The organism is Saccharopolyspora galaxeae (assembly GCF_016526145.1).
GTDB lineage: Bacteria > Actinomycetota > Actinomycetes > Mycobacteriales > Pseudonocardiaceae > Saccharopolyspora_C > Saccharopolyspora_C galaxeae.
On sequence record NZ_JADDUE010000004.1, the window covers coordinates 499,663 to 512,363 of the forward strand.

The 12,701-nt window shown below is 67.1% G+C and carries 19 protein-coding genes; 4 read left to right on the forward strand and 15 right to left on the reverse strand.

Going from position 1 to position 12,701, the window contains the following annotated elements:
- Positions 1-13 precede the first annotated feature (13 nt).
- The 11 genes from INP57_RS12695 to INP57_RS12745 all read right to left on the reverse strand — a co-directional run bounded on the left by INP57_RS12695 (position 14) and on the right by INP57_RS12745 (position 6,675).
- Positions 14-1,138, reverse strand: coding sequence for a tyrosine-type recombinase/integrase (locus INP57_RS12695; RefSeq protein ID WP_200070338.1), 1,125 nt, complete (start codon positions 1,136-1,138; stop codon positions 14-16).
- Positions 1,138-1,317, reverse strand: a complete 180-nt coding sequence (locus INP57_RS12700; protein ID WP_200070339.1) for a helix-turn-helix domain-containing protein — start codon at positions 1,315-1,317, stop codon at positions 1,138-1,140. The genes INP57_RS12695 and INP57_RS12700 overlap by 1 nt, the downstream gene beginning before the upstream one ends.
- 5 nt (positions 1,318-1,322) lie before the next feature.
- On the reverse strand, positions 1,323-2,603 hold the full coding sequence (locus tag INP57_RS12705) for a replication initiator (protein WP_200070340.1): 1,281 nt from the start codon (positions 2,601-2,603) through the stop codon (positions 1,323-1,325).
- A gap of 127 nt (positions 2,604-2,730) precedes the next feature.
- Complete coding sequence (locus INP57_RS12710) at positions 2,731-3,573, reverse strand: hypothetical protein (RefSeq protein WP_200070341.1); 843 nt, start codon at positions 3,571-3,573, stop codon at positions 2,731-2,733.
- Positions 3,574-3,587: 14 nt separating this feature from the next.
- On the reverse strand, positions 3,588-3,773 hold the full coding sequence (locus tag INP57_RS12715) for a hypothetical protein (RefSeq protein ID WP_200070342.1): 186 nt from the start codon (positions 3,771-3,773) through the stop codon (positions 3,588-3,590).
- A 69-nt stretch (positions 3,774-3,842) separates the two neighbouring features.
- On the reverse strand, positions 3,843-5,207 hold the full coding sequence (locus INP57_RS12720) for an FtsK/SpoIIIE domain-containing protein (RefSeq protein WP_200070343.1): 1,365 nt from the start codon (positions 5,205-5,207) through the stop codon (positions 3,843-3,845).
- A gap of 85 nt (positions 5,208-5,292) precedes the next feature.
- Positions 5,293-5,463, reverse strand: coding sequence for a hypothetical protein (locus INP57_RS12725; protein WP_200070344.1), 171 nt, complete (start codon positions 5,461-5,463; stop codon positions 5,293-5,295).
- A complete protein-coding gene (locus INP57_RS12730; protein ID WP_200070345.1) occupies positions 5,463-5,684 on the reverse strand; it encodes a hypothetical protein in 222 nt (73 codons plus the stop codon). The genes INP57_RS12725 and INP57_RS12730 overlap by 1 nt, the downstream gene beginning before the upstream one ends.
- Positions 5,685-5,695: 11 nt before the next feature.
- Positions 5,696-5,893 carry a hypothetical protein gene (locus INP57_RS12735; protein ID WP_200070346.1) on the reverse strand — a complete coding sequence of 66 codons (198 nt, stop codon included), beginning with the start codon at positions 5,891-5,893 and terminating at the stop codon, positions 5,696-5,698.
- Positions 5,871-6,056, reverse strand: coding sequence for a hypothetical protein (locus tag INP57_RS12740; RefSeq protein WP_200070347.1), 186 nt, complete (start codon positions 6,054-6,056; stop codon positions 5,871-5,873). The genes INP57_RS12735 and INP57_RS12740 overlap by 23 nt, the downstream gene beginning before the upstream one ends.
- Before the next feature lie 268 nt (positions 6,057-6,324).
- A complete protein-coding gene (locus INP57_RS12745) occupies positions 6,325-6,675 on the reverse strand; it encodes a hypothetical protein (RefSeq protein ID WP_200070348.1) in 351 nt (116 codons plus the stop codon).
- Between the two features lie 128 nt (positions 6,676-6,803).
- Here INP57_RS12745 and INP57_RS12750 point away from each other — a divergent pair, with 128 nt between their 5' ends.
- Both INP57_RS12750 and INP57_RS12755 read left to right on the forward strand, forming a co-directional pair.
- Positions 6,804-7,154 carry a GntR family transcriptional regulator gene (locus INP57_RS12750; RefSeq protein ID WP_307850042.1) on the forward strand — a complete coding sequence of 117 codons (351 nt, stop codon included), beginning with the start codon at positions 6,804-6,806 and terminating at the stop codon, positions 7,152-7,154.
- Between the two features lie 182 nt (positions 7,155-7,336).
- Entirely contained in the window at positions 7,337-7,885 is a 549-nt protein-coding gene (locus tag INP57_RS12755) for an HD domain-containing protein (RefSeq protein WP_200070350.1), read from the forward strand.
- Here the strand turns inward: INP57_RS12755 and INP57_RS12760 are convergent.
- The 4 genes from INP57_RS12760 to INP57_RS12775 form a co-directional block, all read right to left on the reverse strand.
- The gene (locus INP57_RS12760) at positions 7,878-8,348 is read right to left on the reverse strand and encodes an NUDIX hydrolase (RefSeq protein WP_200070351.1); all 471 of its coding nucleotides are present in this window, start codon (positions 8,346-8,348) and stop codon (positions 7,878-7,880) included. The two genes, INP57_RS12755 and INP57_RS12760, sit on opposite strands and share 8 nt — an antisense overlap.
- Positions 8,349-8,357: 9 nt before the next feature.
- Positions 8,358-9,026: an XRE family transcriptional regulator gene (locus INP57_RS12765; protein WP_307850043.1), complete on the reverse strand. Its 669-nt coding sequence runs from the start codon at positions 9,024-9,026 to the stop codon at positions 8,358-8,360.
- A gap of 131 nt (positions 9,027-9,157) precedes the next feature.
- The gene (locus INP57_RS12770; RefSeq protein WP_200070353.1) at positions 9,158-9,349 is read right to left on the reverse strand and encodes a MerR family DNA-binding transcriptional regulator; all 192 of its coding nucleotides are present in this window, start codon (positions 9,347-9,349) and stop codon (positions 9,158-9,160) included.
- 134 nt (positions 9,350-9,483) lie between these two features.
- Complete coding sequence (locus tag INP57_RS12775; protein ID WP_200070354.1) at positions 9,484-9,660, reverse strand: hypothetical protein; 177 nt, start codon at positions 9,658-9,660, stop codon at positions 9,484-9,486.
- Here INP57_RS12775 and INP57_RS12780 point away from each other — a divergent pair.
- Positions 9,659-10,000 (forward strand): sigma-70 RNA polymerase sigma factor region 4 domain-containing protein, encoded by a 342-nt coding sequence (locus INP57_RS12780; protein ID WP_200070355.1) that lies wholly within the window; start codon positions 9,659-9,661, stop codon positions 9,998-10,000. The two genes, INP57_RS12775 and INP57_RS12780, sit on opposite strands and share 2 nt — an antisense overlap.
- Before the next feature lie 642 nt (positions 10,001-10,642).
- The coding region (locus INP57_RS30195) for a tetratricopeptide repeat protein (RefSeq protein WP_200070356.1) at positions 10,643-12,701 on the forward strand (2,059 nt) is incomplete at its 3' end.

The window sequence follows — 12,701 nt, forward strand, 5'->3', positions numbered from 1 at the left end:
CACCCCTGCAAGATCACTCGCGGGGCACATTCGGGTCACATGCCGCAGCGTCCATCCGGTCGGCCACATCGTTCAGCCGGTCCGGGAACAGATGTCCGTAGAGGTCCAGCGTCATCGTCGCGGTCTTGTGCCCCAGCATCTGCTGCACCAGCTTCACGTCCGCCCCCGAGGCGATCGCCAGCGAAGCGGCGGTGTGCCGTAGCTCGTGCGGGTGGAACCCGGCCGGTCCGACATCCCGAACCGCGGCGTCGAACACGTTCCGGCGGAAGTTCCGATACCGCAGGACGCCTCCACGAGGGGCCGTGAAGACCAAGGCATCATCCGCCCGGCCCTCGACCCGGGGCCGAAGCTCTTCCACCAGGAACCGGGGCATCGGCACCGAGCGCCGCTCGTGCGTTTTCGGCGATCCCCACACCAGTTCACCGTTCACCTCGGTCACCGACTCGGCGACCAGGAACCGGCGACGCACCAGATCCACCCGGCCGACCCGCAGCGCCGCCATCTCGCCCCACCGCAAGCCGGTGTAGGCCAGGAAGCGCACGACCATCCCGTAAGGGCCGCACCGCTCGGCCAGCTTCGCCACCGCGGAGTGATCAAGATAACGGTGGTCCGGCAGGTCGGGCCGGGGCAGGCGGATTCCTTCGGCCGGGTTGCGCGCGAGCCGCCCGTCCCGCACCGCCCACGCGAGGATCTGCGAGAGCACCCGGTGCACCTTCACGACGGAGGCGGCCGACCACTCCCCCGCCAAGCCGGACACCCACGTCTGAACATCGGCGTGCTTGATCGCGGACAACCGGACCCGACCCCACTTCGGGACGATGTGTCGGTTGATCGCGATCTCGTAGCGGGCGAACGTGGACCGGGCGAGATGCCCCTGAGCTTGGAGCCACCGGACCGCCCACTCCTGCACAGTGATCTTGCCCGCATCCGGTGAGATGTAGGTACCGGACATCATGCCGTGCTCGACCGTCGTCGCGTACTGCTCGGCGTCGGCTTTGCGGTGGAAGGATTTCTTGCGCTGAGTGCCGTCCGCCTCGCGATAGCGCAACAGCCAGCGCGCGCCCACCCCGTACCGGTCGGTCCGCTGCTGCTTGCCGTTCGGGTCTTTGCGGTGCCAGCGATCATCGATGTCAGCCATCAGATGACCCCTCCTGGTTGTTCGTCGAACCAGGCTTCGACGTCTTCGGGTCGGTAGCGGACGTGTTTGCCGACTCGTTTGCCGATCGGGCCGGTTCCGCGGGTGCGCCACTGGTAGACGGTGCCGACCGGCACGCCGAAGTAGTCGGCGACGTCTTGCGGTCCCCAAAGCTTCTGCATGGCGGTCAGTCCTTTCGTTCGGTGGCGTGGCGGTGTTTGCGGGTGTCGCGGCGGCGTTGGGCGATTCCTTCGGCGATCTCGCGTTCTTCGGGGGTGCGGTGCCCGACGGAGGTCATGTCCCAGTGGTTGACCACGGTCACCGAGTCCTCGATAACGCCGAGCTCGGCCAGGGCGGCTTCGAGGCGGAAGCGGCGGCGGTCGCCGCGGATCTGCTTGAACGTGGTCGAGTACGCCTTGGACTTGCTCAGGAAGTGGCCGCGGAAGGCGAGCATGTGGCACCAGCGGCGCAGGTTGAGGTGATCCAGCTCCTCCAGGGCGCCGAGTGACCAGGCGGTGCGCATGAGCTGCTTGTAATGCTCATTGATCCGCAGTTGCTCGATGTGGGCATCGGAGCGGATCGGCCGGTCAGCGGCCTCGGACTTGCCGGTTCCCTTGGTGGCGTACTTGGCCACATAGGACGAAAGCCGGTCATCACTGATCTGCCCGTCGTCATCCTCGAAGTCGGGCGCGTTGGCGGGCTCGATCGCCCGGACGTCGATCTGTTTGCCCCAGGCCAGTTCCCAACGTCGGCCGTCGATCTCCGGAGTCGTGATCCGGACCTGAGCGTGAGCGGCGTGGATGGCGTTGGTCAGCAGGTCCGGGGTGGCCCACGCGGGCGCTTGGTCGGTGGCACCGTCGGGGCCGTCGAGGCGGATCACGGCGTGGAAGTGGATCGCTCCGCGGCGCTGGTACTCGGCGACCTTGGCGTAGGACAGCCGGGCGTGGTCGCCGAACTCCCGGACCCGGATTCCGGCCGCCTTCGCGAGGTGGCGGCGCAGGGACGTGACGAACCGGTGCCAGAGCACCCCGGCGTGGGCGTTGAACAGGACGTGCCCGGTGTAGTCGTAGCGGGACGGGAACCGCGGTTGCCCGTCGTCGCGGACCGGACCGAACGACGGGGCGGTCAGGGTCAGGAACACCCGCGGGCGTTCGGTCACATGCTCCGGAACGCCTTTCGTGCCACCGGAAAGCCCGGCTCGCAGGAGGTGGAAGGCGTCGGCCGCGTAGCGGTCCGAGCAGGCCGCGCAGACGCTTTCGCGCCGGTTTCCGCACGGCACCATCACGTGCCCGCCGCGGTGCGCGAGAACTTCGCTGGTCGCGGTGTCGGTGACGGTCCACGCGCCGGTCATGCGCACCGGATGGGTACATCCGCCGGTGGTTTCGACCTGGTCGCGCCACCGCTGGTAGTCGGTGGCGTGCAAGCGTCGTTGGTAGCGGTCCACAACCGCCGCAGCAGTTCGCACCATCAGAGGTGATCCCTTTCGAGCATGACGAAGGCGGAGCACCACCGGTCGTCATCGGTGGCAGCGCTCCGCCTTCGAGGGGTTGTGCTTGTTCAGTTGTGGCAACGGAAATCCCCGCTGCGAGAGTGCGTCAGGTAGTGATCAGGTCGGCGTGGATCGCGGCAGCCATCGCGTCGGGCACGTTCACCACACGCTGCACGTCGGCCGGGGTGAAACCGTCCCCGGACTCGCCCGCCTGGTCGCGGACGCGCTTGAGCGCATCCATCACGTGCGCCGGAAGCCGCGGAGCCCGCGTCACCGGCCCGGGAGCCACCGCCGGAGTCGTCGGTATAGATGGTTCTGCCACGGCCGGAGCTGCGGCCGTCTGTTGCTCCGTGGCCACGGTTTCCGCAGGTGAATCATGCTGTACGGCGTCGGCGTAGCCCTGCATCACGACCTGACGTGACCGCGCTTGGATCACCGGAATGACTTCGGCGAGGCCGTAGACCACGACCGGGATGATCAGGTGCACCGCCAGCGATCCGAGCTGGAATCGCGCCGGATCGAGCTGGGGCACGACGTTCATAAACAGCGTCGCGCCAAGCAGAACCCGCTTGATCCGAGTCCACCAGTGGTGACCCGGCGCCACCCCGTGCGCGAGGATCACCGCCTCGAAGTTGAGAAGCAGGATCAGCAACCCCGCGAACATCGGTTCCACCGTCCAAGCCGCCCACCACACCGGATCACCGATCCCCGCGTCTCCGGCGAGGAACGCATGGACTCCGGTCGTGGTGAACGACAGGCCGAGGGCGAGGAAGAACCACAACCCGGCGACGGTGCGCCGCCGGGTGCGTTCCATCGCAACGGCGATCAGATCGGGATCGAGGGACAACGGACGCAGCCGCTTGGACTCCGCGATCCGCACGCCCAGCCGCTCCACCCGCCGAGTTCGCCCGGACTCCTGATCGGTGGCTTTGCGGAACGGCCACATCATCCGTCCCTCCCCTCTTATTCCCCGGTCGAAGTGGTGATCAGGGACTTCACGCCCTGCACGACCAGCAGCAGCACGAGCAGCACCAGGAGCCCGGCGGCCGAACCGGCCAGCATCCACACCAGCGCCACCACGCCGAGCGCCACGAACCCGAGCAGGACGAGCACGCCCAACGAGCCGAGAGTCAGATGAACTTGGAACATGGCAAATTTCCTTTCACAGCAACACAAATAGCGGTCTGGAACGGACCAGCTCGCGAACGTTGAAGAGGTTCATGCCGCGCCGGTCGCGCGGAGGTTGACCACCTCGGAGCCGGGTCCGGAGGTGCAGAAGGACACAAGATCGGCGATGTCGTGATCAGTGCTGTACCCGGCGCGGAACCGCACGGGCTCGCGGCGGCCGTCGACCTTGCAGTAGCCGACACCGGGCAGGAACTCCGGAATCTGGTCGGCCAGCGCTCCCCGGTCCCGCATCCCTTCGCCGAGGCACATGTCCACGTAGCTCTCCGAGTCCAGCCGCATCGCGAGCTTGGTGGGGAACAGCCCGCGCATCGGCACCGTGTCCTTCGTCGGCTCCTGCACCGCGCCCACGACCCGTCCGCCCGGCGCCCGGTACTGGGTCAGCGCCTTGCCCAGCATCGGCTCGAATTCCTTCTGGATCGGGCGGTCGGCGTACTCGGTCATGGCCGCCAGCTCATCGATGACCAGCAGCTCCAACGGGGTTTCGACCGAGGGCGTGAACGAACGCAACCCGGCCGCGCCGAGTTCGGCTTTCCGGCTGTCGAGAACGTCGGTGTACTCGGCCAGCAGCTCCACGCCCTCCTCATCCGAGGTGGCGAAGCGGTGGAACATCCCGGCCCCGGCGGAGAACTCCATCCCGCCCTTGGGATCGATCACCCACACCCGAGCCCACCCGGCCCGGATCATCGCGGCCAAGCTGCGCAGCAACCCCCACAGCACCGATCCCTTACCGGCCCCGGTCGCACCGCCCACCAGGACATGCGTCGCCGAGAGGTTCAGCGCGAAGTCCCGGCCGTATTCGTCCCGCCCCAACGTCAGCCGAGCCAGGTCGACCCCGGCCGCGTGATCGGACAACGCGGGCACCGGTACGTGCATGTCGTGGAACGGCTCGCGGCGCTGCAAGTCCAGCGACAACTTGGACGGGCCGAGGACCCGCACCGAGCCCCGCAGCGCCCCGTAGGCATTCGCGATACGCCCGATGACGGCTTCGTAGTCCTCCGGAGCCTGGGTATCGACGATGCGCAGCCGGACGTGATCCCAGCACCACGACGAGGAAATCCGCTCGACCACCGGCACCCGCTCCCGGCCCCGGTGATCGGTCACGACCAGCCCGACGCGGTAGGCCAGCGCGAACCACCGTCTCCGGTACACCGCCCAGCGTCGCCACCACGCCCGCAGCAACCGACCGGCGAACCGGTCGAACGTCGGCCCGTCCAGCAACCGCCACGACCCACCGGCCACCACCAGCGCCCCGGCGCCGATCAGCATTGCGACGTACCCGACGTAGCAGGTCGCCGTACCGATAGCGACGCTCGCCGCCACCGACCGCGGATGCCGCCAGACGAACCGGCCAGCAGCCCGAACCGGGGTGTTCACCTTGACCCGCGTATCCGACATGATCGAAACCCTTCCCGCGTGAAGAACAAGAAAAGGGGCACCGGACCGGGAAAGGTCCGATGCCCCTGGACGAAATGAATGCGCGTCAGCTGCGCCGCGCCGACAGCTCCATCTGCGCGATGAGGTTGCCCACCGCCTTCTTGGTCGCCGACAGGTCTTTTTCAGATCCCGCCGGAATTCCGAACTTCCGGCACATCCGGTTCACCGATGCCATCGCCGCATCCAGTTCCCGAATGCGTCGCTGCACACCCTCCATCACTTCCACCCCTTCGCGACCACGACACCGGCCTTCTTCTTCAAACCACCGGTGGTTCGGTTCAGCGCCGTGATGGCACGCCGCGCCTCTCCCTCGACCGCCGCCGCATCCCGCTTGTCGGTGAACTCCTCAGCCACCAGCGACACCGAGTCCAACGCCTGCCGCAGTTCGTCCAGCCGAGTCCGCAACGCGGCCAATCGCGTTACACCTGCGCTCTGCATCCCTGCTCCCTTCATCGTTGCTCTGTGACGTGCCTGCGCTCGAACTCCCACACGGCCCGCTCCACTTCGTCCAGCACCACCGCCAATGCCGCCCGCAACCGGGGCGATCCGCGGGCGGCACACGATCGGGCCGCCTCCAGGTGCGAACGCAGGTCCGCGATCACCGGCACCACGTCGTCACTGCCATCACTCCCCGACTTGCCCGACAAACCCGCGCACCTCCCGCAGTCCCGCCGAGAAGGCATCGCCGAGGTCTTCCGCCCACACCGATTGACGGTTGTCGCGAACGGTGCCACCGAACCGAGCGACCCGAGCCCGCGCATCCAGCAATTCGGTCATCACTTCCGCCAGCACGGCCGCATCCCGCATCATCGGCGCACCCCCAAACAGCCCGAACCATGAAAACCACCAGCCCAGTTGTCAGCCACAGTCGTCCCCCTTTCCGATCGGGACTCGTCAGGGGCGTCTCGCTCCGCCCGACGCCTCACGGCGTTTCGTCCAGAACCCATCCGGTACGCACACGACGTACCGGAAAAAGGCATAGTTCGGTCCACTATGGAATTCATCAAAGAACGAGCAGCCGTAAAAACGGCTTGAGAAATGCGTTAGACGAGGAACCTCGCGCCGGACGTGGCGGAGATCAGAGCTGCGGGGTCACGCCCGCCGCGCGGTAGGCCAGCCCGGAGGCGTAACGGCCGTTGCGCTCGGTCTGCCAGGGCGAGACCGTCGCGTCGATCAGCTGCACGTAGGTGCCCTCCTCGAACCCGTCGCCGGGGTCGGCGGTCAGGGTCACCTTGATCTCCTCGCCCTTCTCCGCGAACTGGCCCTCCTGCGGGCGCTTCTTCGCGAACAGCGACACCACGAAGTGCTGTGCCCCGGAGCGGTCCGTGACCGGCTCCTCCACCCCGTTGTCGTTCTCGCGCATCTTCAGCGCCGGAGACTCCGTCACCATCAGCTTGTAGCCCTGCAAGTTCACCGGAATGTTCCGCATCGCGTGATCCTTAGCGTCGCTTGTCGTTCTTTGTCGTACTAGTCCACAATAGCACAGTGCTAGTACGGGCCGTATTGCTCCGATCGAGTGATCTAGCGCGTCATGTGGCGTCTCGGTACAGTCACCTTGTGGATCAGCACCGAGTCGCCGCGCACCCGTACCAGGAGATGGCCTCCGAGATAGCGAGGCAGATCGATGGCGGCGATCTCTCCCCGGGAACGCGGTTGCCGTCCGTCCGTGCCCTCGCGAAACAGCACGAGGTCTCGGCGATGACAGCGCAGAAGGCGCTGAACCAGTTGGCTCAAGACGGTTACGCGGAAGCCGTTTCGGGACTCGGCTACTTCGCGCAGGAACCCCCCGCCAAGGAGGAAGCGCGGACCGACCCGTCCACAGCCGCCATTAACCGCCAGCTCGCCGAGCTTCAGGACACCGTTTCCGAGCTCCGCGCTCGGGTCGAGGCTCTGGAAGACCGTTCCTAGCCCCTGTGGTTTCCTGCTCTGCCCTGTCATGCCTCAAGATTGCCGTGATCCGGCGGACGCATTCACCGCGTGCCAGGACGGTTGCGGACGTCTGCCGGGCGCAAAAACGTCCCTCCGCGTCCCTCGTGACGTCACACATTGAGGGGCACCTGAGCCAGTGCCCACCGGATACGGTGTCGGCCGTGACGCTGTTCGGGTGGGCCTTCGACGTGGCCGAGCGCAAGCTGTCCGAGAGCCTGCCGCGCCGGTGGTCTCACGTCCAGGGTGTTGCCGAACGCGCGCGTTCACTCCGGTCGGCCGCGGGTGAGGAAGCCGATCTGCTGGAGTCAGCGGCAATCCTGCACGACGTCGGCTATGCGCCGGACATCGCGACCACCGGTTTCCACCCGCTCGACGGTGCCGTCTTCCTGCGGAGCATCGAAGCGCCCGATCGACTCGTGCACCTGGTGGCGCACCACTCGTACGCCGAACTCGAAGCGTGCCTGCGCGGGCTGTCGGCGGAGCTGTCGGAGTTCACCGACGAACGCGGACCGATTCGCGATGCGCTCTGGTACTGCGACTTGAACACCACGCCCGATGGCGAGGAAGTCGACGCGCGGGAACGCATCGCGGAGATCAAGCAGCGCTACGGCCCCGGCCACCTAGTCACGACCTTCATCACCGAGGCCGCTCCGGAACTGCTCGCGGCGGTGGACCGGACTCGGCAGCGCGCCGAGGCCGCGGTCAGCTGAGGTACGGCTCGGACCGTTCCTCCAAGGCGTGCTGGATGCGCAGCCGCATGGAGGGATGGATATCGATCTCGGCGATGCGTTCCGGCTCGACCCAGTGCACGCGCCGGGATTCCTGGCTGGTCCGGAGCTCGCCGCCGGTCGGCCGCGCGTGGAAGACGATGGAGAACTCCTGCCGCACTTCGCCATCGTCGTAGGCGATGACGTGGCGCGGGTCCGAGTAGATCCCGACGATGCCGGTGATCGCGATCGTGATGCCGGTTTCCTCGAAGGCTTCGCGCTCAGCCGCTTGGCGGGTGCTCTCCCCCAGGTCTTGAGCACCGCCGGGTACCGCCCAGAGACCGTTGTCCGTGCGCTCGATCATCAGCACTCGGCCGGAATCGTCGCGGACGACAGTAGCCACGGCGACCACGAGGCTATTCGCCACAGGTGCGGCGGGGTCGTCGTAGTGGTCCTTCTTGGGCATGACCCCTGCTTACCAGGTGCAGGGCGCCGCAGCGGACCACACCGAATCGAAGCTCTCCGCGTAGGTGTTGAACAGGTCGCCGACACCCAGGCGGCGAAGGTGCATCGCTGGCGCGTGCGAGGCGAGCTTGCCGTACACGTGGGGGTTGACGATCATCTCTTCGTCGAACCGGTACAGCGAGTTGTACAGCACGGTGCCGTGCGTCCGGATCTCGATGCCCGGGATTTCGGCCAGCGGCTTGAAGAACGCCAGCGCATGATCGACCTTGGCTGAAATCGTGCGTTCCCCAATGCCTTCATCCAGGCTGCGCTGAATCAGCGCGGGAGCGTCGCGGTCGCCGAAGGCCAGCCGCACCTGCGCGCCGTTTGCCGCCTTTTCCCGCAGCGTTGCCAGCAGATCCGGCTTCTCCGTCAGGAACATGCCGACGTAGACGAGAATGTCGACGCGCTCGGTCGCCTGGTCCAGCAGCCGATCCCACAGGTCGGCCGGTACTGCGCTGCGGTGCGGGTAGACGTGGAGAAGTTCGGACTCGCTGACCTGCTCCCGGCGTTCCTTCCCCACAGCCTCAGGCCACAGGTACCGCTCGTTCTCCCCAAGCCGCACCGCGACAGCCTGACGGGTCCGCGCGTGCGGCACTCGACCCGTGGTGACCCACCGCTCCGCGGTCTTCGGGTCCACCTTGAGCTCCTGGGCGAGACCTTCGCTCGTCACGCCTTGGCGGTGCAGAGCGTCCCGCAGTCGTTCGTTGGGCGGCACTCACTCGCCCCCAGTCGACACGCCGGAGCCCGCACACATCGCGCTTGCCGTGGTCATTCGCCGTCGCCCTCGCGAAGCTCGCGGATCTGCTGCCGGACGTCCTCGATGTCCCAGCGGTAATGGCCGCCCAGCGTGACCTCGTTCGGAGTCAGCAGACCTTCGCGCACGTAGCGCGCCACCGTGCGCGTGCTGATCCCCAGCTCACGCGCAAGGTCGCCGGTCGGCACGAGACGCCGCTGCTCCACGCTCGAACTGTCGCAGTTGGCTCGTTTAGGTGCCTATCCCTAGGCTTGATTGACTTGTTCTGCTTGAATGTCTCGATTGAGTCGCTGAGTGTCCCGGTCGATTGGAGGAGCCGATGTCCGACCAGTCCCGATCTTTAGCCGTGCTGCTGCGCCAAGCTCAGTGGGCGCTCGACGATGCCGCCTTCGACATCGGAGCCGGGCGAGCCACGGACGACCAGCGCGAACAGCTCGCGACCGCCCTGGTCCAGCTCGCCCAAGCTCTCCATGACGACGACCAGCCGCTGATCGTCGACGGGCACTGATAACGCCATGACGCCGACTCCTCCGCAGCCCACCGAGGACGCCAGATCCCGACTCTCCGAAACACCGCTGGTTCCGCCCCAGCAGCCTCGCGCGGCCACCGAAGCCGCCCGGTGGGACGACATCGAAGAGCTCCGCGAAGAACCCGACCCGGTACACCAAGCCGCCCGTGCCACCGAGCTGATCAACGAGTGCCGCCAGCGAATCACCCAGCTTGCCGCACTCCGCCGCACCGCGATCGAACGTGCTCACCGCGACCACGGGATGAGCTTCGCGGACGTCGCCGACTCCGTCGGCATCACCAGAGGGCGCATCACCCAGATCCGCAACGGCCGCAGCGACGAGAACTGACCTACGAAGCAGGGGGCATCGTGGGCAAGCACAGACTCAGCACGCCACCCACCGGCTACATCACCGCATGGCGCGGGGACTTGTCCTCTGAAGACCTTGAGATCCCTTCTCCACGCACCGCACCCAAAGCACCGCTCCGCCGAAGGTGGGCCGAGCCGACAGCCTCACTACTGGGAACGGTCCTCGACAAGCTGCGCAACCTCTAACCGCAGCTCAACCGCCCAGAGCCTTCGTGTGCAGAGTTTCTTTACTTCATCAAGGGCGGCCCCTGCGGGGCCGCCTGCCTGCTGTATGCGAGCCCGGCCAAGCCGGTCCGCCGGGCGTGCGGCTGGCGCCGGTCCCGGCTGCCGGCGGCCGGGCGCGAAGCGGAAGGCAGGCGGCCGGGAACCACGCAGGGGCCGCCAAGAGAACGTGGCTACGAATACCAGGAATCGCCCGAAGCGACGCGGAGGCCTGAGCTTCAATAGCCAGCGGTTGTGGACGCCGGGGCAGGGTGGTCACCTTGCCCCTCCCGCAGGCAGGGACTCGTCGCTTGTCGTAGTGGCGCACCTGCTTGTGGTCCGGCACCGTAGGGCAGCTGTTTCGCGTTAATTCGCTTGTTGCCGCTGTAAGCAATCATGTGGTGCGGCACACTGATCGTTTGTGGCGGATGACGAGAGGACCCGCAACGACATCAGCGGCACGGTCCGCGGTGATGCCGTCCAGGCCCGAAGCGTGAGAGCTGTCTACCAGGGTGGGGTGCATTTTCACCCGGCCCAGCCGGTGCCATGGCCGTGCCGGGTCGGTGTGGTGCCGCTACGGGCGGACTGTTTCCAACAGCGCCATCTCGGCACCGTGCTGGCGGACACGGTCGGTGCGGGCGAGACAGCGGTGCCCACTCAGGTGTTGGCGGGGTTGGGGGGCGTAGGTAAGACGCAGTTGGCGGCTGAGTTCGCCGAAGACCAGTGGGCCGTAGGAGAGCTCGACCTTCTGGTGTGGATCACGGCGGGCCGTCGAGAGGCGATCGTGTCCGGCTACGCGACCGCGGCCAGCAAGATCGGGCTCATCACCAGCGGGGAGGACGAGGACTTCGCGAGCCAGAGATTCTTGGAGTGGCTCGGGGAAACCGATCGGCGTTGGCTGATCGTGTTGGACGATCTACAGGAGCCGGGACAGGTGCACCGGTTGTGGCCGCCGCCGCGAGCGACCGGGCGGGTGGTGGTCACCACCCGCCGCCGTGATGCAGCCCTGTCCGGGCGGGGACGGCGGATGCTGGAGGTTGGCCTATTCCACCCGCAGGAAGCCCTAGCCTATGTACAGGCAAAACTCGCCGACCAACCGGCGTTGGCCGAGGGTGCAGAAGCGCTGGCTGCCGATGTCGGCTATCTGCCGCTGGCGTTAGCCCAGGCTGCGGCCTATCTTGCCGACCGGCAGATCACCTGCACCGACTACCGGCACCGGCTGGCTGACCAACGCCGCCGACTCGACCAACTCGTGCCAGAATCCGGGAGTTTGCCGGATGACCAGCACAGCACCGTGGCCGCAACCTGGTCTCTGTCGGTCGAGCTCGCTGACCAACTCGCCCCCGTCGGATTGGCGCGTCCACTCCTTGAGCTGGCCGCGGTGCTCGACCCCAACGGCATCCCCGCCGACATCTTCACCACCTCCGCGATGCAGAACTACCTCGCCACCCGACACCTGAGGTCGGAACCAGTGAATGCCGACGAGGTGTGGGACGCACTCCGAGGGCTGCACCGGCTGAGCCTGGCCACCGTCGATACCGCCAACCCCCACCGCAGCGTGCGCGTACACGCTCTAGTCCAGCGCGCCACCCGCGAACAGCACCACCCCGACCACCGCCCGGCCGACACCGCCCATGCCGCCGCCGACGCACTGCTGCAAACCTGGCCCCGGACGGAACGTGACACCAACCACGTACAGACTCTGCGTGCCAACACCGACCACCTGCACACCCACACCGGCACCCACCTCTGGAACCCCGACACCCACCCTGTGCTCTTCCACTCCGGAGACAGCCGCGGCGAAGCAGGACACTCCGCCGACGCCACCACCTACTTCCACCACCTCCACACGCAAGCCACCCAGATCCTCGGCCCGGACCACCCCGACACCCTGTTCACCCGCAGCCGCCTGGCCCGTTGGCGGGGTGAGGCGGGTGATGCTGCCGGTGCCGTGGCCGCGTTCGAGGAATTACTGCCGGATCTGTTACGGGTGCTGGGGCCCGACCATCCCCACACCCTGAGCACCCGCAGCCACCTGGCCCGTTGTCAGGACAAGGTGGAGCATGCTGCCGGTGCACCAGCGTTCAAGAAGCTACTTGACGATCAGATACGGGTGCTGGGGCCCGACCACCCCGACACCTTGTCTACTCGCCACAACCTCGCCGGCCTTCGGGGCGACGCAGGAGATGCCGATGGTGCCGTGGCTGCGTTCGAGGAACTACTGACCGATCTGGTGCGGGTGCTGGGGCCCGACCACCCCCACACCCTGGCCACCCGCCACAACCTGGCCCGTTGGCGGGGCGCGGGTGATGCTGCCGGTGCGGTGGCTGCGTTCGAGGAACTACTGACCGATCTGGTGCGGGTGCTGGGGCCCGACCACCCCGACACCTTGACTACTCGCCACAACCTCGCCGACCTTCGAGGCGACGCAGGAGATGCCGATGGTGCCGTGGCCGCGTTCGAGGAACTACTGACCGATC